19 protein-coding genes are annotated in these 21,910 nt (G+C 74.5%); 7 read left to right on the top strand and 12 right to left on the bottom strand.

Going from position 1 to position 21,910, the window contains the following annotated elements:
- Positions 1-359: 359 nt before the first annotated feature.
- The 5 genes from IG64_RS11665 to IG64_RS11645 all read right to left on the bottom strand — a co-directional run bounded on the left by IG64_RS11665 (position 360) and on the right by IG64_RS11645 (position 5,384).
- On the bottom strand, positions 360-599 hold the full coding sequence (locus IG64_RS11665; protein WP_028423261.1) for a DUF6213 family protein: 240 nt from the start codon (positions 597-599) through the stop codon (positions 360-362).
- A 25-nt stretch (positions 600-624) separates the two neighbouring features.
- Complete coding sequence (locus IG64_RS11660) at positions 625-2,010, bottom strand: NADP-dependent succinic semialdehyde dehydrogenase (RefSeq protein ID WP_037854767.1); 1,386 nt, start codon at positions 2,008-2,010, stop codon at positions 625-627.
- A gap of 76 nt (positions 2,011-2,086) precedes the next feature.
- Positions 2,087-2,635 carry an NUDIX domain-containing protein gene (locus IG64_RS11655; protein ID WP_037854766.1) on the bottom strand — a complete coding sequence of 183 codons (549 nt, stop codon included), beginning with the start codon at positions 2,633-2,635 and terminating at the stop codon, positions 2,087-2,089.
- On the bottom strand, positions 2,632-4,170 hold the full coding sequence (locus IG64_RS11650; RefSeq protein WP_037854763.1) for an ATP-dependent DNA ligase: 1,539 nt from the start codon (positions 4,168-4,170) through the stop codon (positions 2,632-2,634). Before IG64_RS11650 ends, IG64_RS11655 begins: the two co-directional genes overlap by 4 nt.
- Before the next feature lie 191 nt (positions 4,171-4,361).
- Complete coding sequence (locus tag IG64_RS11645; RefSeq protein WP_051812695.1) at positions 4,362-5,384, bottom strand: NAD(P)/FAD-dependent oxidoreductase; 1,023 nt, start codon at positions 5,382-5,384, stop codon at positions 4,362-4,364.
- Positions 5,385-5,467: 83 nt separating this feature from the next.
- On the opposite strand from IG64_RS11645, the gene IG64_RS11640 reads away from it, so the two are divergent.
- The 6 genes from IG64_RS11640 to IG64_RS38665 all read left to right on the top strand — a co-directional run bounded on the left by IG64_RS11640 (position 5,468) and on the right by IG64_RS38665 (position 11,012).
- Positions 5,468-6,061, top strand: coding sequence for a helix-turn-helix domain-containing protein (locus IG64_RS11640; protein WP_037854761.1), 594 nt, complete (start codon positions 5,468-5,470; stop codon positions 6,059-6,061).
- A 249-nt stretch (positions 6,062-6,310) separates the two neighbouring features.
- Positions 6,311-7,288 (top strand): NADPH:quinone oxidoreductase family protein, encoded by a 978-nt coding sequence (locus tag IG64_RS11635; protein ID WP_037854818.1) that lies wholly within the window; start codon positions 6,311-6,313, stop codon positions 7,286-7,288.
- Positions 7,285-8,481, top strand: a complete 1,197-nt coding sequence (locus tag IG64_RS11630; RefSeq protein WP_037854759.1) for an acyl-CoA dehydrogenase family protein — start codon at positions 7,285-7,287, stop codon at positions 8,479-8,481. The genes IG64_RS11635 and IG64_RS11630 overlap by 4 nt, the downstream gene beginning before the upstream one ends.
- Positions 8,478-9,584: an acyl-CoA dehydrogenase family protein gene (locus tag IG64_RS11625; RefSeq protein WP_037854758.1), complete on the top strand. Its 1,107-nt coding sequence runs from the start codon at positions 8,478-8,480 to the stop codon at positions 9,582-9,584. Before IG64_RS11630 ends, IG64_RS11625 begins: the two co-directional genes overlap by 4 nt.
- Before the next feature lie 233 nt (positions 9,585-9,817).
- The gene (locus tag IG64_RS11620) at positions 9,818-10,693 is read left to right on the top strand and encodes a phosphatidylinositol-specific phospholipase C/glycerophosphodiester phosphodiesterase family protein (RefSeq protein WP_037854757.1); all 876 of its coding nucleotides are present in this window, start codon (positions 9,818-9,820) and stop codon (positions 10,691-10,693) included.
- A 124-nt stretch (positions 10,694-10,817) separates the two neighbouring features.
- The gene (locus IG64_RS38665; RefSeq protein ID WP_078883938.1) at positions 10,818-11,012 is read left to right on the top strand and encodes a hypothetical protein; all 195 of its coding nucleotides are present in this window, start codon (positions 10,818-10,820) and stop codon (positions 11,010-11,012) included.
- A gap of 230 nt (positions 11,013-11,242) precedes the next feature.
- Here the strand turns inward: IG64_RS38665 and IG64_RS11610 are convergent, their stop codons facing one another.
- The 6 genes from IG64_RS11610 to xylB all read right to left on the bottom strand — a co-directional run bounded on the left by IG64_RS11610 (position 11,243) and on the right by xylB (position 19,129).
- The gene (locus IG64_RS11610; protein ID WP_420709910.1) at positions 11,243-12,349 is read right to left on the bottom strand and encodes a phosphodiester glycosidase family protein; all 1,107 of its coding nucleotides are present in this window, start codon (positions 12,347-12,349) and stop codon (positions 11,243-11,245) included.
- 342 nt (positions 12,350-12,691) lie between these two features.
- Complete coding sequence (locus IG64_RS11605) at positions 12,692-13,039, bottom strand: VOC family protein (RefSeq protein WP_037854749.1); 348 nt, start codon at positions 13,037-13,039, stop codon at positions 12,692-12,694.
- A 110-nt stretch (positions 13,040-13,149) separates the two neighbouring features.
- Entirely contained in the window at positions 13,150-15,234 is a 2,085-nt protein-coding gene (locus tag IG64_RS11600; protein ID WP_037854747.1) for a SpoIIE family protein phosphatase, read from the bottom strand.
- A 176-nt stretch (positions 15,235-15,410) separates the two neighbouring features.
- The gene (locus IG64_RS11595) at positions 15,411-16,016 is read right to left on the bottom strand and encodes an N-acetylmuramoyl-L-alanine amidase (protein WP_037854745.1); all 606 of its coding nucleotides are present in this window, start codon (positions 16,014-16,016) and stop codon (positions 15,411-15,413) included.
- A gap of 381 nt (positions 16,017-16,397) precedes the next feature.
- Entirely contained in the window at positions 16,398-17,606 is a 1,209-nt protein-coding gene (locus IG64_RS11590) for an ROK family transcriptional regulator (protein ID WP_037854743.1), read from the bottom strand.
- Positions 17,607-17,680: 74 nt separating this feature from the next.
- Positions 17,681-19,129: a xylulokinase gene (gene xylB, locus IG64_RS11585; RefSeq protein WP_037854742.1), complete on the bottom strand. Its 1,449-nt coding sequence runs from the start codon at positions 19,127-19,129 to the stop codon at positions 17,681-17,683.
- 181 nt (positions 19,130-19,310) lie between these two features.
- Here xylB and xylA point away from each other — a divergent pair, with 181 nt between their 5' ends.
- Positions 19,311-20,477, top strand: coding sequence for a xylose isomerase (gene xylA, locus IG64_RS11580; protein WP_037854740.1), 1,167 nt, complete (start codon positions 19,311-19,313; stop codon positions 20,475-20,477).
- 55 nt (positions 20,478-20,532) lie between these two features.
- On the opposite strand, the gene IG64_RS11575 is transcribed toward xylA, so the two are convergent.
- Positions 20,533-21,906 carry an esterase-like activity of phytase family protein gene (locus tag IG64_RS11575; protein WP_037854738.1) on the bottom strand — a complete coding sequence of 458 codons (1,374 nt, stop codon included), beginning with the start codon at positions 21,904-21,906 and terminating at the stop codon, positions 20,533-20,535.
- Positions 21,907-21,910 lie beyond the last annotated feature (4 nt).

Raw genomic sequence — 21,910 nt, 5'->3', positions numbered from 1 at the left:
GGGTGGGGCCGGGGTCGCGGGGAGGGGAGGGCGCGGTGTGGCCGGCGAGGCGGCCGGCAGGCGCGGTGTGCGCGGCGCCCGGCGGTGCGGCTGTGGGCCCGGGGGGGGGCGGTGCGGCCGACGAGGCCGGCCGGGGGCGATGCGCCGGGCGGTTCGGTGCGGTGGGGCCGCGAGGCCGGCCGGGGGGGGCGCGGGGCGGTGCGGTGCGGTCGGCGTGGCGGCCGGGGCGCGACGCCCCGGGAAGTGCGGTGCGGTGCCCCGCCAGGTGCGGTCGCGCCGCCGGGCGTTGCGGGGGCCGCGCCGCCCGTCCGACGGCCGTGGTGAGGTCGCCCGCCCCGGTGCCGCCCGCGTCGCGCGCCTCAGCCCGAAGCCGCTCCGCTGCTGTGCGCGATGCACGCCACGTCGATACGGTCGGCCAGCTTGGCCAGTTCGATGGTCAGGGCGGCCACCGTGTCCTCGTCGAGCCCCTCCTGCCCGGCCTCCACCAGCCGCAGCCACCGGCCGCCCACCGTCCGCAGCAGCTTGCTCACGTCGGCCGCGGCCACCTGCAAGGTACCGCGGTCGTCGACGATCAGAGGGAGTGTCACTTCGCGGTTCACAAAGGCGATCGTAGCCGCGGAAGCCTCACGCTCCGTGCCACACCGTGGTGATGTTGCAGAACTCGCGGATTCCGTGCCCGGACAGCTCACGTCCGTACCCCGAGCGCTTCACCCCGCCGAACGGGAAAGCCGGGTGCGAGGCGGTCATCCCGTTCACGTACACCCCGCCCGCCTCCAGGTCCCGTACGAACCGGTCCACGTCGGCCTCGTCCCGCGTCCACACATTGGAACTCAGGCCGAACGGCGAGTCGTTGGCGATCAGCACCGCCTCGTCCAGGTCGGCGGCGCGGTACAGCGTGGCGACCGGGCCGAAGGCCTCCTCGCGGTGGATGCGCATCTCCCGGGTGATGCCGGCCAGTACGGTCGGCGGGTAGTACCAGCCGGGGCCGGCGGGCCGTTCGCCGCCGCACAGGACGGCCGCCCCGCCGCGACGGGCGTCGTCGACCAGTTCCTCCAGGTCGGCCCGGCCCCGCTCGCTGGCGAGCGGCCCGACCTCGGTGTCCTCCCGCATCGGGTCGCCCGTCCGCAGAGCCCGCATGCCGGCCACGAACCGCTCGGCGAAGGCGTCGTGGACGTCCGTGTGCACGATGAACCGCTTGGCGGCGATGCACGACTGCCCGTTGTTCTGCACCCGCGCGGTCACCGCGACCTGGGCGGCCCGGTCGATGTCGGCGGACGGCATCACGACGAACGGGTCGCTGCCGCCCAGCTCCAGCACCGTCTTCTTGATCATCTCCCCGGCGGTGGACGCCACCGCCCGGCCCGCCGGTTCGCTGCCGGTCAGGGTCGCCGCCCTCACCCGCTCGTCGCGCAGGATGTCGTCGACCGCACCGGAGCCGATCAGCAGCGTCTGGAAGCAGCCCTCGGGGAAGCCCGCCCGGTGGAACAGGTCCTCCAGGTACAGGGCGGTCTGCGGCACGTTCGAGGCGTGCTTGAGCAGGCCCACGTTCCCGGCCATCAGCGCGGGGGCCGCGAACCGCACCACCTGCCACAGCGGGAAGTTCCAGGGCATCACCGCGAGCACCGGCCCCAGCGGCCGGTAGCGCACCAGGGCGCGCGAGGCCCCGGAGTCCTCGACGTCGGCGGCGGCCGGTTCCTCGTCGGCGAGCAGTTCCTCGGCGTGCTCGGCGTACCAGCGCATCGCCTTCGCGCACTTGGCGGCCTCCGCACGCGCCTGCTTGACCGGCTTGCCCATCTCGGTGGTCATGACCCGGCCGATCTCCTGCTGGTCCTCGTCGAGCAGCTCGGCGGCCCGGTTCATCAAAGCGGCCCGTTCGGCGAAGGACGTCGTCCGGTACGTACGGAAGGTGGCCTCGGCGAGCTGGAGCCGGCGCTCGGTCTCCTCCTCGTCCATGGCCTCGTACGTCTTGATCGTCTCGCCGGTGGCCGGGTTCACCGTGGCGATGGACATGGCTGACCTCCCTGCAAGCGGGCTGTGCTTCGACCTTCGCGCGCCGCGCTGCCCGCCGCAACGCGTGCGGCCCTCCTCAGCGCGAGTGCTCCGCCAGCCGGTCGAGAAACGCGCTCTGTGCGGTGACGATCACCGCACGGGCACGGTCGAGGCCGAGCCACGCCACCCGGTCCAGCTCCGGGAACTCCCGCGTCCGCCCGGAGCGCGGCGGCCACTCCATCGTGAAGGTGCCGGGGACGACCTCCGCCGGGTCGAGATCGCCCTCGACCGCCCAGACGGTCACCGTCTTGCCGCCCGCCTGCCGGACCTCGCCCAGCGGCAGCGCCGGGCCGTCGGGCGGCGCCACGCCCAGCTCCTCGCGGAACTCGCGCCGGGCGGCCGACAGCGCGGGTTCGTCCGGCGCGTACTCGCCCTTGGGCACGGTCCAGGCGCCCGCCTCGCGGCGGGACCAGAACGGGCCGCCCATGTGGCCGAGCAGCACCTCCAGGCCGCCGTCTTCCGCGCCGGTGCGCCGGGCGCCGTCCCTCCCGCCGCACCGCAGGTCTTCCGCTCCGGTGCGCCGGAAGAGGAGCAGCCCGGCGCTCCGCCTGCTCCGCCGGTCCCCTCCGCCCCGTGCCTCGGTCACGGCCGTACCTCCGGGTGCGCGGCCAGCAGCGTCTGCACGGTGTCCGCGTCCTCGGGGCGCTTGTCCTCGCGGTAGCGCACGACCCGGGCGAAGCGCAGGGTGACGCCCGCCGGGTAGCGGGTGGAGCGCTGCAGGCCGTCGTAGGCGATCTCGACGACCAGTTCGGGGCGTACGACCACGCCCCACGCCTTCTCCTCGACGGCCAGCTCCCGGAGCCGCCCGGTCTGCCAGGCCAGCAGGGCGTCGGTCATGCCCTTGAACGTCTTGCCGAGCATCGCGAAGCCGCCGTCGGCGGTCCGGGCGCCCAGGTGCAGGTTGGACAGCCTGCCGGTGCGGCGGCCGTGCCCCCACTCGGCGGCCAGCACCACGAGGTCCAGCGTGTGCACCGGCTTCACCTTCAGCCAGGAAGCGCCGCGCCGGCCCGCGCTGTAAGGCGCGTCGAGCGCCTTGACGACCACGCCCTCGTGACCGCGCCCGAGGGTGTCCGCCAGGAAGTCCTCCGCCCGGCCGACGTCCTCGGGCCCGGCCACCAGCATCCGTCTGACCCGCATCGGCTCGGGGACCAGCCGGGCCAGCTCGGCGTGCCGCTCGGCGAACGGCAGGTCGAGGAGGTCACGGTCGCCGACCGACAGGGCGTCGAAGAAGACCGGCGAGACGGGAACCGCCCCGGCGGCCGTGGTCACGTCCAGCCGGGAGCCGACGCGTCCGGCGGTCTCCTGGAAGGAGCGCGGCCGGCCGTCGGCGGTGAAGGAGAGCACCTCGCCGTCCAGGACGAACCGCTCGCCCGGCAGCTCCAGGGCGGCCGCGCTCACCTCGGGCAGCCGGTCGGTGATGTCGTCCAGCGTGCGGGTGTGGATCCGGACGGTGCCGCCGTCGCGGTGCACCTGGACCCGGATCCCGTCCAGTTTCTCCTCCACGGCGCAGGCGCCCAGCTTCTCCACGGCCTCCGCGACCGAGGAGGCGCTGTGCGCCAGCATCGGCAGCACCGGACGGCCCACGGTGAGCCGGAAGCGCTCCAGCGCCGGCGGGCCCTGGGCCAGCAGCGCCTGCGCCACCGTCTGCAAGGACCCCGCCAGCATCACCGCCCGCCGTACGTCCGCCGCCGGGGCGCCCGTCGCCGCCGCCAGCCCCTCCGTCGCGACCGCGTCCAGCGCGCCCTGACGGACCTCACCGGTCAGCAGCCCCCGCAGGAACCGCTGCTCGTCCTGCGTCGCCGCGCCCATCAGCCCGGCCACCAGCCGGGCGCGTTCGCTGTGCGCACCGGCCCCGGAGACCTTGCCCAGCTCGCTGAGCCGGGCGTCCACCTCCCGCACGGTGAGGGACGGTTCGGCGGCCGGCGGCACCGGGCGGCCGAGCGCCTTCCACCCGACGCCGATCCGCCCCTGCGGGAGCCTGCCGGCCAGGTACGGGATGACGATCGGCACGTCCTGCGCCGACGCCTCCCGGAACAGCTCCGCGAGCAGGGCGGTCTTGCGGGACCGTGCGGAGGCGGCGGCGACCTCCTGGGAAACCTGTGCGAGCCGGGCGAGCAACATGCAGTAAGGGTGCACCGCGGGACGCGCTCCTACACCCCCGCGCCGGTGTGTGGTGCGGGGGCGTGTGCGCGGGGGACGGGCCGGGCGGGCCGGTGGCGCGCCCTCCCGGCGCCGCTGTCCCGCGCGCGGCGGGAGCGGGCCGCTGTCCCGGGCGCGGACGTGGGGGGCGTGCCGGCGCCCCAGGGCGCGGGCTACGCCTTCGCGGGCCGCTCCGCCTCCGCGGCCCCCGGTGCCCCGATCGCCGCGTCCAGGTCGGCGAAGAGCAGTTCGCCGTTGATCGCCGTGCCGGCGCGGTAGCCACGGCTGGCCGCGTTGATCACCTGCTCGGCGAAACCGCTGGCGTTGCCCGCCGCCCACAGACCCGGAACGGTGGTCAGGCCCCGTTCGTCGATCACCGGGTAGGCGCCGAACGGTGTCTCGCGCAGTTCCGCGCCCAGCCGCAGCAGCAGGTCGTTGCGCGGGACCGCGCGCGGCGCGACGAACAGGACGTCGCGGGGGTGCGTCGCCCCGTCCGCGAGCCGGACCCCGGTGAGCCGCCCGGATCCGCTGACGACCTCCGTCACCTCGCCCGGAACGACCTTCACGCCCGCCGCCGCGAGCCTGCGCAGGTCGGTGTCGGACAGTTCGTCCTCGCCGACCTGGTGCAGGAACAGGACCACGTCCTTGGACCACTGGCTCACCATCAGCGCCTGGTGCACGCTCAGCGGGGTGGTGGCGAGCACGCCGAAGGCCCGGTCGCGCACCTCCCATCCGTGGCAGTAGGGGCAGTGGAGCACGTCCTGGCCGAACCGCTCGGCCAGGCCCGCGATCCCGGGCAGTTCGTCCCGCAGCCCGGTGGCGAGGACCAGGTGCCGGGCGTGGACGGTGCGTCCGCTCGCCAGGGTCACGTCGAACTCGCCGTCCGCGTCCCGTACGGCGTCGACCGCCCGGTCCCGGACCAGAGCGACCCCGTACCGTGCGATCTCCTCCCGGCCGACGGCCAGGAACTCGGCCGGTGACATCCCGTCCCGGGTCAGGAAACCCTGCATGTGCGCGGCAGGCGCGTTGCGCGGCTCGCCCGCGTCGACGACCAGCGTGCGCCGCCGTGCCCTGCCGAGCACCAGCGCGGCGGACAGCCCGGCCGCGCCGCCCCCGACGACGACGACTTCGTGTCCCTCGGCCCCGGCGGCGACTCCGTGTCCCTGGGCCCCGGCGGCGTTCTCGGTCTCGGTCATGGTGACCACCTCCCTCTCCCGCACGACAGTCGCGCGAAGGCTGCGGGATTGACAAACGCGTTTGCCGAACCTGCAATGGCTGGATGACGACGGACGACGTACTGGCGGGTGTGGGACCGAGACTGCGGCGGATCCGCAGGGAGCGGGAGGTGACCCTGGCGGCCCTGTCGGAGACGACCGGAATCTCCGTCAGCACCCTCTCGCGGCTGGAGTCCGGCCTGCGCAAGCCCAGCCTGGAACTGCTGCTGCCGATCGCGCAGGCCCATCAGGTGCCGCTCGACGAACTGGTCGGCGCGCCCCCGGTCGGGGACCCCCGGGTGCGTGCCAAGCCGATCGTGCGCGGCGGGCGCACGCACTGGCCGCTGACCCGGCAGCCCGGCGGTCTGCAGGCGTACAAGGTGCTCGAACCGCAGCGCAAGGAGGAACCGGTCCCGCGCTCCCACGAGGGCTATGAGTGGCTGTACGTGCTGTCCGGGAGGCTGCGGATCGTGCTGGGGGACCACGACGTGGTGCTCGCGGCGGGGGAGGCCGCCGAGTTCGACACACGCGTGCCGCACTGGTTCGGTTCGACGGGGGAGGGTCCGGTGGAGTTCCTGAGCCTGTTCGGCCCGCAGGGGGAGCGGATGCACGTACGGGCGCGGCCGTCGCGGCGCGGCTCCGGCGGCGAGGACGACTGAGGGGGCTCGCCCCCTGGGGGTTCTTCCGGCGGGCCTGTCGGTTCCCGGCGGCCCGGCCCGACCGGGGAGACCGCGCGGAAGGCGGTCCGTCCCGCGCCCGAGCGCGGCGTGCGCGCCCGGGTGCCCCGTGCCGGGCCGGGTTCCGTGTCCGCCCGGGAAGCCTGTTCCCCTGAGAGCAAGCGACCGCTTAGTATGCCGTCGACCGGACGGACGACGCGGTTCCTGACCCAGTACCTGTGGAGGCGGCGCATGCGGGCATGGCGAGTGCACGAGAACGGCGAGCCGGGCGAGGTGATGCGCCTGGAGGAGACCGGCCGGCCCACGCCGGGCGAGGGCCAGGTCCTGCTCGCGGTGCGGGCGGCCAACATCAACTTCCCGGACGCGCTGCTGTGCCGGGGGCAGTACCAGGTCCGGCCGCCGCTGCCCTTCACCCCGGGCGTGGAGATCTGCGCGGAGACCGAGGACGGCCGCAGGGTCCTCGCCACCCCGGCGCTGCCCCACGGCGGTTTCGCCGAGTACGCCGTCGCCGACGCGGCCGCCCTGCTGCCCGCCCCCCGGTCGCTCGACGACGCCGAGGCCGCGGCCCTGCACATCGGCTACCAGACGGGCTGGTTCGGCCTGCACCGCCGGGCCCGCATCGAGGCCGGGGAGACGCTGCTCGTGCACGCAGCGGCCGGCGGCGTCGGCAGCGCGGCCGTCCAGCTCGGCAAGGCGGCCGGTGCCACCGTCATCGGTGTCGTCGGCGGCCCCGCCAAGGCGGCCGTGGCCCGTGAGCTGGGCTGCGACGTCGTCGTCGACCGGCGCGGCGAGGACGTCGTCGCCGCCGTCAAGGAGGCCACCGGCGGCCGGGGCGCCGACGTGGTCTACGACCCGGTCGGCGGCGAGGCGTACGCCCAGTCCGCCAAGGCCGTCGCCTTCGAGGGCAGGATCGTCGTCGTGGGCTTCGCCGGCGGGACCGTCCCCAGTCCGGCCCTGAACCACGCCCTCGTCAAGAACTACTCGATCCTCGGCCTGCACTGGGGCCTGTACAACACCAGGAATCCTCAGCTCGTCCGGCACTGCCACGACCAGCTCACCGAACTGGCCGCCCGGGGCGCGATCAAGCCGCTGGTGAGCGAGCGGGTGCCGCTGGACGGCGCCGCGGACGCCGTGCAGCGGGTCGCCGACGGTGTCACCACCGGACGGATCGCCGTGGTGCCCGCACCGGAGAAAGGAGCCGCCGCATGAGTGGCAACCCCCTCGACGCGGACGGACTGCGCCGCCGCACACGCGAACTGCTCGCCGCGCATCCGCCGCGCGGCACCGACCGCCTCGACTTCCTCCGTGCCCGCTTCGACGCGGGCCTGGCCTGGGTGCACTTCCCCGAAGGCCTCGGCGGCCTCGGCGCCCCGCGCCCCCTGCAGGCCGTCGTGGACGCCGAACTGGAGGCGGCGGGCGCCCCCGACAACGACCCCCGGCGCATCGGCATCGGCCTCGGCATGGCCGCCCCGACCATCCTGCGCTACGGCACCGACGAGCAGAAACAGCGCTTCCTGCGGCCGCTGTGGACCGGTGAGGAGGTCTGGTGCCAGCTCTTCAGCGAGCCCGGCGCCGGATCCGACCTGGCCGCGCTCGGCACCCGCGCCGTCCGCGACGGCGCGGGGGACTGGGTGGTCGACGGGCAGAAGGTGTGGACCTCCAGCGCCCACCTGGCCCGCTGGGCCATCCTCATCGCCCGCACCGACCCCGGGCTGCCCAAACACCAGGGCATCACCTACTTCCTGTGCGACATGACCGACCCCGGCGTGGAGGTCAGGCCGCTGCGCCAGATCACCGGCGAGGCCGAGTTCAACGAGGTCTTCCTGACCGGCGTCCGCATCCCCGACTCGCACCGCCTCGGGGAAGTCGGCGACGGCTGGCGGGTCGCGCAGACCACGCTGATGAACGAGCGCGTCTCCATCGGCGGCATGCGCCTGCCCCGCGAAGGCGGCATGATCGGCCCGGTCGCCCGCACGTGGCGCGAACGTCCCGGTCTGCGCACCCACGACCTGCACCAGCGGCTGCTGAAGCTGTGGGTGGAGGCGGAGGTGGCCCGCCTCACCGGTGAGCGGCTGCGCCAGCAGCTCGCCGCTGGACAGCCCGGCCCCGAGGGCTCCGGCATGAAGCTCGCCTTCGCCCGCCTCAACCAGGAGATCAGCGGCCTGGAAGTGGAACTGCGCGGCGAGGAGGGGCTGTTGTACGACGACTGGACCATGCGCCGTCCCGAACTCGTCGACTTCACCGGTCGCGACGCCGGCTACCGCTACCTGCGGTCCAAGGGCAACAGCATCGAGGGCGGGACCAGCGAGATCCTGCTGAACATCGTCGCCGAACGCGTGCTGGGCCTGCCCGCCGAACCGCGCACCGACAAGGGCGTCGCCTGGAAGGACCTGGCCCGATGAGCACCCAGCCGGACCTCCTCCATTCCGAGGAGGAAGAGGCGCTGCGCGCCGCCGTACGCGACCTGCTCACCGATCACTGCCGGCCGGCGGACGTGATCGCGCGGGCGGAGTCGGACACCCCGCACGACCTCCCCCTGTGGAAGACGCTCGCCGACGGCATGGGCCTCGCGGGCCTGCTGGTGCCCGAGGAACTGGGCGGCCAGGGTGCCACCCACCGGGAAGCCGCCGTCGTGGTGGAGGAACTCGGCCGCGCGGTGGCGCCCGTGCCCTATCTGACGAGCGCCGTCGTGGCCACCGAGGCGCTGCTGGCGTGCGGGGCGGACGACCTCCTCGCCGAGCTGGCGTCGGCCGCGTCGATCGGTGCGCTCGCCGTCGGCCTGCACACGGCTCCGGGCGCCCCCTGCGCCGTCGTACGGCGGGGCAACGGCCTCCTGACCGGGGAGGTGACCGCCGTCGCCGACGCGGCGGTCGCCGACGTGCTGCTGGTGCCCGCCGACGACGGAGGCCTGTACGCGGTGGAGGCCCCGGCCGCGACCGTCACCGCACAGGTGTCCCTGGACCTGACCCGCCCGGTGGCACGCGTGCGGCTGGACGGGGCCGAGGGCCGCCGGCTGGGCGATGCCGGACCCGCCGTGCGCCGTGCCCTGCGGGCCGGTGCCGGACTGCTCGCCTCCGAACAACTCGGCCTGGCCGACTGGGCCTTGACGGAGACCGTGCGTCACCTCAAGGAGCGCAAGCAGTTCAACCGGCCGGTCGGCGGCTTCCAGGCGCTCAAGCACCGGCTCGCCCAGCTGTGGCTGGAAACCGTCAACCTGCGCGCCGCCGCACGCAACGCGGCCGACGCGCTCGCCCGCGGCGAGGACGCCGACGTGGCGGTCGCCGTCGCCCAGGCCTACGCGGCGACCGTCGCCGTGCACGCCGCCGAAGAGGCCCTTCAACTGCACGGCGGCATCGGCATGACCTGGGAACACCCGGTCCACCTGTACCTGAAGCGGGCCAAGGCCGACTCGATCGCCTACGGCACCGCGGGCGCCCACCGCGAAGCGCTGGCCTCCCTCGTCGACCTCCCAGGGCCGCCCGCCGCGCACGAACCGGCGCCCTGACCGGCGCCCCGGCAGCCGCCGCGCACGGGCAGGCTCCCTGATCGGTGCCCCGACAGGCCCGTCCCCCTCGTCCGCCGTGGGGACGGGCCTTCGCGGCGCCCGCCGCCGACGGGTGAACGGACGCGTACCATCCGGCCAACTCCTCACCGGCGCCCGCCGATCGCGCACCCGCGCCCCGCATACTCCCCGGAGGTCCCGTACGTCCCCCGTACGCTCCCCAAGGGAGGCAGAGCATGGCCCTCACCACCCGTCGCAGAGCCCTCACCACCCTCGGCGCCGCCCTCGCGGGCACCGTGGCGCTGCCCGCCGCGCACGCCGCCGCAGGTGAAGGGCGGCGCGGCCCGCATCCGCTGTGGCACGCCCACGCCCACAACGACTACGCACACCCGCGGCCCCTGCTGGACGCCCTCGACCACCGCTTCAACAGCGTCGAGGCCGACGTCTACCTCGTCGACGGCGAGCTTCTGGTCGCCCACGACCCGGCCGGCCTCGACCCCCGGCGCACCCTCGCATCCCTCTACCTCGACCCGCTGGCCGCCCGCGTCAGGGCCAACCACGGCTGGGTCCACCGGGGATGGCCCAGGCCCCTGCAACTACTGATCGACATCAAGACGGAGGGCGCCGCCACCTACCTCGCACTCGACCGTCACCTGACGCGCCACCGGCACCTGTTCACCACGTACGCGCACGGGCGCGTCCGCCCCGGCCCCGTCACCGCCGTGATCTCCGGCGACCGCGCGGCCCGCGCGCCCATGGAGGCGCAGACGGTACGCCGGGCCTTCTACGACGGCCGGCTCACCGACCTCGGCGGCCCGGCACCCGCTTCCTTCGTCCCGCTGATCAGCGACAACTGGACGTCGACCTTCACCTGGCTGGGCTCCGGCCCCTTCCCGCAGGCCGAGCGGCGCACGCTGCGCGGCATCGTCGGCCAGGCGCACGCCCGCGGACAGAAGGTGCGGTTCTGGGCCACCCCGGACGAGGCCGGTCCGGCCCGCGACGCGCTCTGGGCCGAACTCCTCTCCGCCGGCGTCGACCACCTCAACACCGACGACCTGGCCGGCCTGGAATCCTTCCTGGACGCGCGCGAGGGCCGGAAGACGTGGCGGTGAGCCGGCCGTAGTCCGGCCGCAGAACCACACGTTCGGCGGACACGTCAGCCGCCCGGACGAACCCTCCGCTACGCCACACTTGCGGCCGAAAGCCGCGAAGTGGGCGTGGCGGAGGAGGTTGACGGTGGCCATTTCCATCTCTGTGGTGCTGTTGCTCGCGATCCTGGCGATCATCTTCGTGCGCAACTGCTCGCTGAAGTTCTCGCACGCCCTCGTCTGCGGTCTGCTCGGCTTCTTCCTCGCCGGCTCCAGCATGGCCCCCACCATCCACGACTGCCTGGTGGTCACCGCCGAGATGGTCAGCAGCCTGCGGCCCTGAGAACTGCGGACGAAAGTGGGTTCCGGTCAGCGGGCGGTGTCCGGTGCGTGCGGTCGCAAGGCGCCGGAAGGTCCTTGTGGCGGAGCTGCCAGGTGCCTTCCGGCAACGCGGCGAGGGCGCGTGCCGGGCGCCGGGGCCCAGTGTTGTCCGCAGCTCCAAGACCCTCGGCCCCGGCCGGCCCGGGGCCCGTTCCCCTGCTCCGAGCGCACCCCTCAGCCGGGGGGTGCGCCTCACGCGCCGGGGAACACCCCGACCCCGTTCGCGACCGCTCGTTCGGCGCCCCCGCTGGGATGGTTGAGGACGCTGACCGCCCCCGCGCCCGCTTTCCGGGCGACCAGCGTGCTGGAGCCGCCGCCGTCCAGGTTGAACCCCTCCGTCGCCCCCAGGTCCCGCAGGGTGGAGGCGACTTCCGCGACGGTCAGGCCGGCGCGGTACTCGGACGCGCCGTCCAGCGCCATGAGCAGCAGCCGGTGCCCTCCGTCCGCGATTCCCGCGGCGGTGCGCACGGCCGACGTCGTGCCGTCGAGCCCCGGCAGCGCGGCGCCCCCGCGCAGGACCGGGAACCCCCCGATCGCGAAGGTGTACGCCCGGCCGGAGGCCGCCGTCAGGCGGTGCCCGACGCTCACCGACTCGCCCTTCGACAGCTTGCGCAGCCGCTGCGCGCCCGCCTCCCTGCCCACCAGGACCGTGGTGCCCGGGGAAATGCCGCCGCTGCCGGGTCTGCCGGCCGTCGCGACGACCCGCCCGTCCCTGACCGTCACCTCGTAGGTGTCCGTGCTGCACGGAGCGCCGCGGTCCCCGTCCGTGCCGCACACGGCCCGTTCCCGGGAGAGACCGCCCCAGTCGGAGGTGTACGCGCCGATCGAACCGACCGGCAGCGCGTACTGGTTGAACCCGCCGAGCCCCAGCTCCGCCTCGGGCGTGGTCACCGAGCCCGACAGGGCCAGCCGGTCGAGGCGGGCCGTACGGTCCGTGCCGACGCCGAGCACGTCCTCGGTGGTGGTGCCGGACGGCAGGGCGGGCCCGAAGCGCTGCCCGCGCGGCACGGCGGCTTTGAGTGCCTTCCCGTCCGCGATCTCCGGGCCGACCGAGGAACCGGTCGCCGGGACGCCCGGGTGCTGGGTCTCGGTGATGTCGAAGAAGTCGCCGTTGACGCCGGCGAGTGCTCCCTGGGAGTCGGCGAGCCGGGACACGGTGCTCCGCGCCGCCACGGCGCCCGGGTGCAGCAGGCCGACGCGGACGTGCTTGTTGTCCAGATCGACGCTGACCAGGTGCGCGCGGGCCTTCCCGTGGGCCCCGGAAAGGTCGATCTCGCGGTACTCCACACCCGGTGCGATCTCCTCGGCGCGGTGCGTGCCACCGGTCCGTCCCGCCGAGCCCGCGAGGCCCGCTCCCGGCCCGCCCTGTGCCGTTCCCGCGTGGGCCGTTCCCGCGTGGGCCGTTCCCGTCAGTGCGCCGCCGGCGAGGAGAACGGTCACCACCGCCGCGAACCGCCCGGCGCGGCGCCTCACCACACGTCCCGCTGTGCTCACCCTGCCCCCTGATGCCTCGTCAACTCCGTTTGGACTCAGGGAAGTGCAGCAGAAGCCGGCGGCCCGGGCGGTGACCGGCGGCCGACGGCACGGCGACGGACGGGAAAACGCACTCCTTCGGGTGTCTTCGCGTGTCCCCGGCTGCCGTCAGCGGTGTCCCAGCACGTTGACGACGCGGCCGTTGGGATCCCGGACGAAGAACCGGCGTACACCCCACTCCTCGTCGGTGAGCGGGTGCACGATCTCCGCGCCGCGCTCCCGCAGCGCGGCGTGCGCCGCGTCGACGTCGTCGACCTCGATGCTCAGGTCGGGCGTGACGGGAGCCGTCCGGTCCTCACCCATGAAGCTGATCTGCGCGGCCGGGTTCACCGCGGAGGCGAGCGTCCGGATCCAGCCGTGGTTCATGACCTCCTCGAAGCCCAGGAGTCCGTAGAAGTCCGCACTCTCCTCCAGGGCCTCGGAACGGACGTTGGGGACGACACGACGGACCTGCATCGGGCGGCTCCGGAGATCGCCGGCGGGCCGCGTACCGCGATGCGGTGGCCCCGGAAGGGCACCGCAGGCGCGCACGCGGAGGGGCGCGGTCAGCGTAGCGGAGCGGCGCGTCAGTGGTCGTCGTCCGGCAGGGACTGCTCGGTCCACACGGTCTTGCCCGCCGCCGTGTACCGCACGCCCCAGGCCCGGGCCAGCCGGGCGGCGACGAACAGGCCGCGTCCGCCCTCGTCGGCGGTCCGGGCGTGGCGCAGGTGCGGAGCGGCCTGGCCCGCGTCGCGCACCTCGCAGGTGAGCGTACGGTCGTGGATCAGCCGGAGTTCGATCGGCGCGCTCCCGTACCGCAGCGCGTTGGTGACGAGTTCGCTGACGATGACCTGCGTCTGGTAGGCGGTCTCCTCGTCCACGCCCCACTCGGCGAGCTGGGCGCGGGCGCGGGCGCGGGCGGTCGCCACCGACGCACGGTCGTCGTCGAGCCGCCAGTCGGCGAACGCGCCGGGCGGGAAGGGCCGGGTGCGGGCGACGATCACCGCGGCGTCCCCCGCACCGAGGCTGTCCGGCAGGGCGTAGACGAGGGCGTCGCACAGGTCCTGCAACGGCCGCTCGGCATAGTCCGAGAAGGCCCGCAGCCGCCGGCAGGAATCGGCGAGGTAGGCCGTGACCAGGGGGTGGCTGGTGAACACCAGCACGCTCCCGGCGGGCACGTCGATCTCGGTGGTCGCGAACGGTGAGTCCTCCGCCACGCCCAGGGGCGGTCCGGCCGGTGTGTCGGGGACGCTGACGGTGCGGTCGGGACGGATCACGAGGGGCGCCAGCTCACCGGCCGCAGCCATCACGCAGGTACCGGTCAGCGGATCATGGACCGCGTACACGCAGTTCGCCGTGAGCGCCTCCCGGCGCAGGGGATCACCCGGCGGCAGACTCGCCCGTTCCCGGGCCAGATGGGCCGCCGTGTCGTGCAGCCGGGCCAGCAGCTCGTCGGGAGGCAGGTCGAACGCCGACAGCGACCTCAGCACCGTGCGCAGCTGGCCCATGCCGGCCGCCGCGTTCAGCCCCCGTCCCGAGACGTTCCCCACCACCAGCGCGGTACGGGCGCCGGACAGGGCGATGGTGTCGTACCAGGCGCCGGGATCGGCGCCGGTGACCGACAGGTAGGCGGTCTCCAGTGACGCGTGGGACTCGGGGCGGCGGGGCAGCAGCCGGCGCTGGACCGTGGCGGCGATGGTGTGTTCGCGGATGAAGCGCCGGGCGTTGTCGACGCACAGGGCGGTGTGCGCGGCCACCTCGACCGCGAGCCGCCGGTCACCCGTGTCGAACGGCGGCGAGTCACCCGACCGGTACAGGCTGACCAGGCCCAGGACCGTGTCCCGCAGGGCCAGCGGCACCACCAGCAGCGTATGGGTGTCCGCGGAGCGCATGGCGTGCGTGCGCGGCGGGTCGGCGGGCATCCACTCGGCCCCCGGGTGCAGCGGGACGATCCGGGGGCGCAGGTCGGTCAGGGCCTGGGTGAAGGGCGTGGGCGCCGGCAGCCGCCGCACGTCGCCGACCGGGTGCGCCTGCGGCGGGTGCGCGGTGCGGCTGCGGAAGGCGGTGCGCATCAGCGGTGTGCCCGGCGGCAGCGGGGCCGGCGGCGGCTCGTCGCCCCGGATCACCGATTCCACCACCTCCACGACCGCGATGTCCGCGAACTGCGGGACCACGGCCTCCACCAGCTCCTCACCGGTCACCACCGGGTCCAGCGTCCGCCCCACCCGGCGCCGTACGGCGTCGAGGACCCTGGTGCGGGCTCGTCCCCGTTCGCGTTCGGTGACGTCGACCGCGGTGACCGCCACACCCAGTACCTCCCCTCGCCGGCTCTCCAGACGCATGGCGGTCGTCTCGAAGCAGCGCTCCTCGGGCGGATCCCCTTCGACACGCGCCCGCACCAGCCGCTGCCGCAGGGGCTCGCCGGTCTTCAGCACCTCACGCAGCGCGGCCTCCATGCCGTTGTCCTCGACCATGCGGTAGACCTCGCGCATCGGCCGCCCGGTCGGATCACCGGCGGACTTTCCCCGCACGGCGGTCGCCCCGGTGGTCAGCCGCACCACCCGCAGCTCGGGGTCCAGCAGATGGAGTCCGACCGGTGAGCCGGTGAAGAGCGCCTCCAGCATGGCTGCCGAGGTCTCGTCCACGGTCCGTCCGGGATCGCCGTGCGCCACTGGGACCTCCTTCGGCCGCGCCGGTCCGTCCGCTCGCGCCGCACGCCGGCGGCATGCCCCGAGGGTGCGGGCTTCCAGCGTGCTCCGCCCGGGGGCCCGCCGCACGCGCAGCGCGCGGGTGGCCCGGCGCGGCCGCGCGCGGGCCGGGCGCCGCGCGGGCGGGCGGACGGCCCCGGTCAGTCGAAGTTGACCATTCTCAGGTAACGGACCCAGTCCCAGTTCGGCCCGGGATCGGTGTGGTCCGTGCCCGGCACCTCGTAGTGCCCGATGATGTGCGTGCGGTCCTTGGGGATCCCGTACCGGTCGCAGATCGCCGAGGTGAGCCGGGCCGACTGCTCGTAGAGTGCGTCGGTGAAGTACGCCGGTCTGTCCACCCACCCTTCGTGTTCGATGCCGATGCTGTGGGTGTTGTAGTCCCAGTTGCCCGCGTGCCAGGCGATGTCCGATTCGCGGACGCACTGGGCGATGTGTCCGTCGGCGGACCGGACCAGGTAGTGCGCGGACACCTTCTTCTGCGGGTTCTGGAAGATGGCCAGGGTGTTGGCGTAGGTCTCCTGGGTGACGTGGATGATCACCCGGTCGAGGGAGTAGCTGGTGGGCCGGTCGGACGCCGTGTAGTTGGAACTCGAGGCGGGCTGCCAGTCGGTGGGCGGGTAGTCGGCGGCCAGGGGACGGGGGCGCGCGGTGGCGCGGGCGGCGGGGAGCAGGGCGGCGGGGACGGCGGCGAGGGCGGCGCCCTTCAGGAGGCGCCGTCGGCTGGGCTGGGATCCTGCCCGGTCCATGGGCGACGACCTTTCTCGTGTGGGGGGAGTCCCGCTTGTCTCGGGGGCTCGTTCTTCGTGGAGGTCCGTGTTCCGAGGAGGTTCGCGTTCCGTAGAAGTCCGTGCGGTTTCGTGGGGGTGTGTCCGCCGGTGGCGGTGAGTCTCGCGCACAGCCGGGCGCTCCGTGCGGAGCCCGGCCGCGTGTCCGGTTGGTGTCGCACACCTCGGTGGCGGTGGTGCGACCGGGTGGGTGCGGGTCGCCGTCGTGTGCCCGCGGGCGGCGCCTCGCGTGAATCACGGTACGGCGCGCAGGGGTTGGGCAGAAGAGCCCGGCAAGGATCCGTGGACGGGAGGTGAATTGTGGACAACGCCACCACTCGGACGAGTGAACTGCGCCGGGTTTCAGGCGCGTTCGGCCACTGCCGCCGGGTCGTCGAGAACGGCTCGGACCACCGAGTGCGCGGCGCCGAGCAGCGGGCCCTCGGGGCCGAACCGTGAGACGGTCACCGGGCAGGCCGGTCCCGCGGTGCGCCGGTCCAGTTCGGTCTCCAGCGCGGGCAGCAGCCAGGGAGCGAGCCCGGCCAGCGCCCCGCCGAGCACGACGGACCGGGGGTCGAGGAGGTTGACCGCGCCGGTCAGGGCCACACCGAGCGCCCTTCCGGCGTCGTGCAGGGCCCGCCGTACGTCCTCGTCCCCCGCGGCGGCGCGGGTGGCGAGCAGCCCGACCCGGCCCTCGCCCGCCGCCATCCCGGCGGCCCGCAGCACGGCCTCCTCGCCCGCGTACTGCTCCAGGCAGCCCCGGCCGCCGCACGGGCACGCGGGTCCCTCCGGCTCGACCGGGACATGCCCCAGTTCGCCGGCGAAGCCGCGGGTGCCGCGCAGCAGCCGGCCGTCGACCACCAGCGCCGCGCCGATGCCGATCTCCGCGGACACGTGCAGGAAGTCCGGCGGCGTGTCCACGCCGAGCCAGAGTTCGGCCAGGGCGCCGAAGTTCGCCTCGTTGTCCACCGTCAGGGGGTAGGCGCCGGGCAGCAGGGTGCCGAGGTCGGTGTCGCGCCAGTCCAGGTTGGGGGCCCGGACGACGGTGCGGCCGTCCCGCGCGACCAGGCCCGGCACGGCGACGGCGACTCCCGCCGGCCACAGACCCTGCTCCTCCGCCTCGGCGACGACCTGGGATATGAGCGCGGTGAGGTCCTCGGCCACCGGTTCCGGGGCGCGTCCCCGGTTCGTGCCGTGCCGTACGGCCCGTGCCCGGACCGTCCCGCGCAGGTCGACCACGCAGGCCGCGAGGTGGTCCACGCCGACCTCCGCCCCGATCCCGGCCGGTCCGCGTCCGCTGACGGCGAGCGCCGAACCGGGGCGGCCCACCCGGCCGGGCCGCTCGGGCCCCAGTTCCTCCAGGAGCCCCGAGCGGACGAGTTCGTCGACCAGCGTCGACACCGCCGCACGGGTGAGCCCGATGCGCGAGGCGACCGCGGCCCGCGACAGCGGCCCCTCGGCGCTGACGGTGTGCAGGACCCGGGCGAGGTTGCGGCGGCGCATGCCCTGCTGGGTGTCGGACAGCGCACGTCCCGGACCGGTCGGGCGGGGCTCGTTCAGCGGTGCGGTCATGCCTGCGTCGTCCTCGGTCGGTGTACGGCGGCGGGGCCGCACGGTCGTGCCCGGCCGCGGCCCCGCCGGTCCTGTCAGTGCTCCCGCGTCCCCCGCTCCAGCAGCGGCGCCGCGTCGGAGAGTACCCCGGAGATCCTCTCCAGCGTCGCCTCGTCCCGCTCCACCGGGTCGAGCACCGGCCCGTCGGCCGTCCTCCAGCGGCGGGCCACCGCGGCCGGGTCCTCACCGGTCAGCAGCCCGGCCGCCTGGGCCGCGGCCCCCAGCGCGACCAGTTCCCTGGCCTCGGGGATGCGCACCGGGCGCCCCGAGAGCCGGCGTACGGTCTGCTGCCACGCCGTGCCCCGGGCGCCCCCGCCGATCAGGACCAGGGGGGTGGTGCGGTCGGCGTCCCGGTCCAGCACCAGGTCCAGCGCGCCGAGCAGGGAGTGGACGGCCCCGTCGTAGGCGGCCTGCAGCAGCTGTCCGGCGGTCGTGTCGTGGCGCAGCCCGTGCAGCAGGCCGGAGGCGTTCGGCAGGTCGGGGGTGCGTTCGCCGTCGAGGTAGGGAAGCAGGGTGACGCCGCCGGCGCCGGGCTCGACGGCCTCGCGGTCGAGCCCCAGCAGCGTGGCGATCCGGTCGACGGCGAGCGTGCAGTTGAGGGTGCAGGCCAGCGGCAGCCAGTCGCCGCGCGCGTCGGCGAAGCCCGCCACCGTGCCGGAAGGGTCGGCGGGGCGGTGCTCGGAGACCGCGTAGACCGTGCCCGACGTACCGAGGCTGAGGACCGGGGTGCCCGGGCGCAGCCCGAGGCCGAGCGCCGCGGCGGCGTTGTCCCCGGTGCCGGGCGCCACCAGGGTGCCCTTGGAGAACGGCAGGTCGTGGATGTCGCGCACCGTCCCGGCCACTTCCCCCGGGCGCACCACCCGGGGCAGCAGAGCGGGGTCGAGGCCGACCCGGGTGAGGATCTCCTCGTCGTACGCCTCGTCGGCGGACGCCCACCAGCCCGTCCCCGAGGCGTCACCGCGGTCGGTGGTGCCCTGGCCGGTCAGCCGCTCGGTCAGGTAGTCGTGCGGCAGGCGCACGGCCGCCACCGACCGAGCCGCCTGCGGCTCGTGCTCGGCGAGCCAGGCCCATTTGGTGACCGTGAAGGACGCGCCCGGCACGCTGCCCGTACGGTCCGACCAGGCCTTCGGGCCGCCCAGCTCGGCCACCAGCCGGCGCGCCTGCGGGGCCGAGCGCACGTCGTTCCACAGCAGGGCGGGCCGTACGGGGTCCCCGTGCGCGTCCAGGGTGACGAGCCCGTGCTGCTGGCCGCCGATCGACACGGCGGAGGCCTCGTGCGCCGCGTCCCCGCACTGGTGCAGCGCCGCGACCAGCGCCTCCCACCACTGGCGCGGGTCGCTCTCCCGGCCGGCTCCGGTGGAGACCGTGTGCGGTGCCTGGCCGCTCGCCACGACCCGACCGGTGGCCGCGTCGACGACGAGCGCCTTGGTGGACTGGGTGGACGAGTCCACACCGACGACGAGCGGACCCTCGGCTGCTGACATCGGCTCTCCTCTTTTTTCGCGGCTCATGGAGGTCTGACCTGCGGTTTTCCTGCTGCGCCGGGGGCTGATCCGGCCGCTGCGGACCGGTCGGCGCCCCGTTGTCCCTTCCCGGGGACGCGTCGGCATACTAATTTGTAAATCGCCATGACGAAATAGTCGCAAGCGAGCAAGGAGCCGCGGCATGAACTACCAGCCCACCCCCGAGGACCGGTTCACGTTCGGTTTGTGGACCGTCGGCTGGCAGGGACGGGACCCCTTCGGCGACGCCACCCGCCCCGCCCTCGACCCGGTCGAGTCGGTCCAGCGCCTGTCCGAACTGGGCGCGTACGGCGTGACCTTCCACGACGACGACCTGATCCCCTTCGGGTCCTCGGACAGCGAGCGCGAGGCCCACGTCAAGCGTTTCCGGCAGGCCCTGGAAGCGACCGGCATGACGGTCCCGATGGCCACCACCAACCTCTTCACGCACCCCGTCTTCAAGGACGGCGCGTTCACCGCCAACGACCGCGACGTGCGCCGCTACGCGCTGCGCAAGACGATCCGCAACATCGACCTGGCGGTGGAGCTGGGCGCGAAGACCTACGTGGCCTGGGGCGGCCGGGAGGGCGCCGAGTCCGGGGCGGCCAAGGACGTGCGCGCGGCACTGGACCGGATGAAGGAGGCCTTCGACCTGCTCGGCGAGTACGTCACCTCCCAGGGCTACGACCTGCGCTTCGCGATCGAGCCCAAGCCGAACGAGCCGCGCGGCGACATCCTGCTGCCCACCGTCGGCCACGCCCTGGCCTTCATCGAGCGCCTGGAACGCCCCGAGATGTACGGCGTCAACCCGGAGGTCGGCCACGAGCAGATGGCCGGTCTGAACTTCCCGCACGGCATCGCCCAGGCCCTGTGGGCGGGCAAGCTCTTCCACATCGACCTCAACGGCCAGTCCGGCATCAAGTACGACCAGGACCTGCGCTTCGGCGCCGGTGACCTGCGCGCCGCGTTCTGGCTCGTCGACCTGCTGGAGAGCGCCGGCTACGACGGCCCGCGTCACTTCGACTTCAAGCCCCCGCGCACCGAGGACTTCGACGGCGTGTGGGCCTCCGCGGCCGGCTGCATGCGCAACTACCTCATCCTCAAGGAGCGCGCCGCCGCCTTCCGGGCCGACCCCGAGGTCCAGGAAGCGCTGCGCGCGGCCCGCCTCGACCAGCTCGCCCAGCCCACCGCCGCCGACGGCGTGCAGGCGCTGCTGGCCGACCGGTCCGCCTACGAGGACTTCGACACCGACGCCGCCGCCGCGCGCGGCATGGCCTTCGAGCACCTCGACCAGCTCGCCATGGACCACCTGCTGGGCGCCCGGGGCTGAGCCGGGACGCCGGGTGGGGTGCACGCGCGCGTGCACCCCACCCGGCGACGCGGCCTCAGATGCGGTGCGGCAGCCGCACGTAGGTCACCGTCGTCTCGACACCGCTGTCCACCAGACGCCCCCGCGCGTCGAACGCCTCCGCGCCGTCCGTCATCCCGAAGTCGTTGTCGTTGACGAGGGCGAGCGTCCGGTCGTCCACGCGCGCGACCCCCTCGATCTTCCCCGGCACCCCGGGGACCCCGCCCAGGTCCACGACCAGCCGCTTGCGCAGCACCGGCACACCGGCCGCCGCCGGGTCGTCGAGCTGTTCAAGAGACGGCGAGGCGGTGTCGTCGTCCCACCGGCCGCCGAGGATGTCCGCCCGGCGCTCCAGCCGCACCAGGTGCAGCCGCGCCGTCCTGTCGGTGCGCTCCTCCACCAGCAGCCGGTCGGGGCCCACCGCGACCACTGAGGAGATCTTCAGCTCGGAGGTGTCGTCCTCGCCGGGATCGACCACGTCCACCGGGTCGAAGCGGTACGCGTACTCGGCGGTGACCGCCCGCTCGCCGGGCGAGAAGCGCAGCAGCCGGGTCGTGCGCGAGGCGTCGCCCGCGTCCGCGTCGGGCAGCGACAGCGGGCTCTGCAGGGCCATCACCAGGTCACCGCCCGGCAGTTGCGCCAGACCCTCGAAGCCGCGGTTCGTCTTCCGGTGCAGGAGGACGGACGGCAGTGCCTCCACCACCGGGTAGTCCGCGCCGGTCAGGCCCAGTCCCTCGGGCACGTAACGCGTGAGCACCCTCCCGCGCGCGGAGACGTGGACGAGGGAGGGTCCGTACTCGTCGACGAGCCAGAACGAGCCGTCCGCCGCCCGGACGATGCCCTCGGTGTCCAGACCGTCCGGGTCGTACGCCAGCGCTGTCCGGGCGTCGTAGGAGTACGGCGCCTCGTCGCGGCCCGCCTGGTCGGGCAGGCCGGTGACCGCCCTGCCGGAGGCTGTCGTCAGGGGGATCGCGTCCAGCACCCGCACCTTGTCGCCCGACACGCGGATCTTCACGATCGCCGGGTCGAAGCCCGGCACGGGGAACGTACGGCGCTTCTTTCCGGCCACCTTGATCTGGCCGTTGGGCCCGCGGTCGGTGACGGTCCAGAACTCGCCCTTGCGGCCAGCCGGGTAGATGTCGCTGCCGATGCCACCCAGGTCCACGCCCCGGTCGTCGTCCACCGTGCCGGGCAGCAGTCCGTTGCTGAACGCGCCGAGCGGGATGTCCGGGAGCGTCGCCGTGCGGATCACGCGGGCGTCGCCGGTGCGGTCCGTCCGCGCGGCCCCGGCAGCGCCGGCGGGGGTGGCCGCTGCCGTGCCGGCGGCGGCGAGCGCGGCGAGCAGGGCGAGCGGGAGCCCCGCCGCGAGAGAACGGTGGACGCGCCGCCGGCCGGGGGCGTGCGAGGACATCGGG

Source organism: Streptomyces sp. NRRL S-340, from assembly GCF_000720185.1.
In the GTDB taxonomy this organism is placed as follows: Bacteria; Actinomycetota; Actinomycetes; order Streptomycetales; family Streptomycetaceae; genus Streptomyces.
The sequence above is the reverse complement of the archived record's forward strand: the minus strand, read 5'-3'. Positions and strand labels throughout refer to the sequence as shown.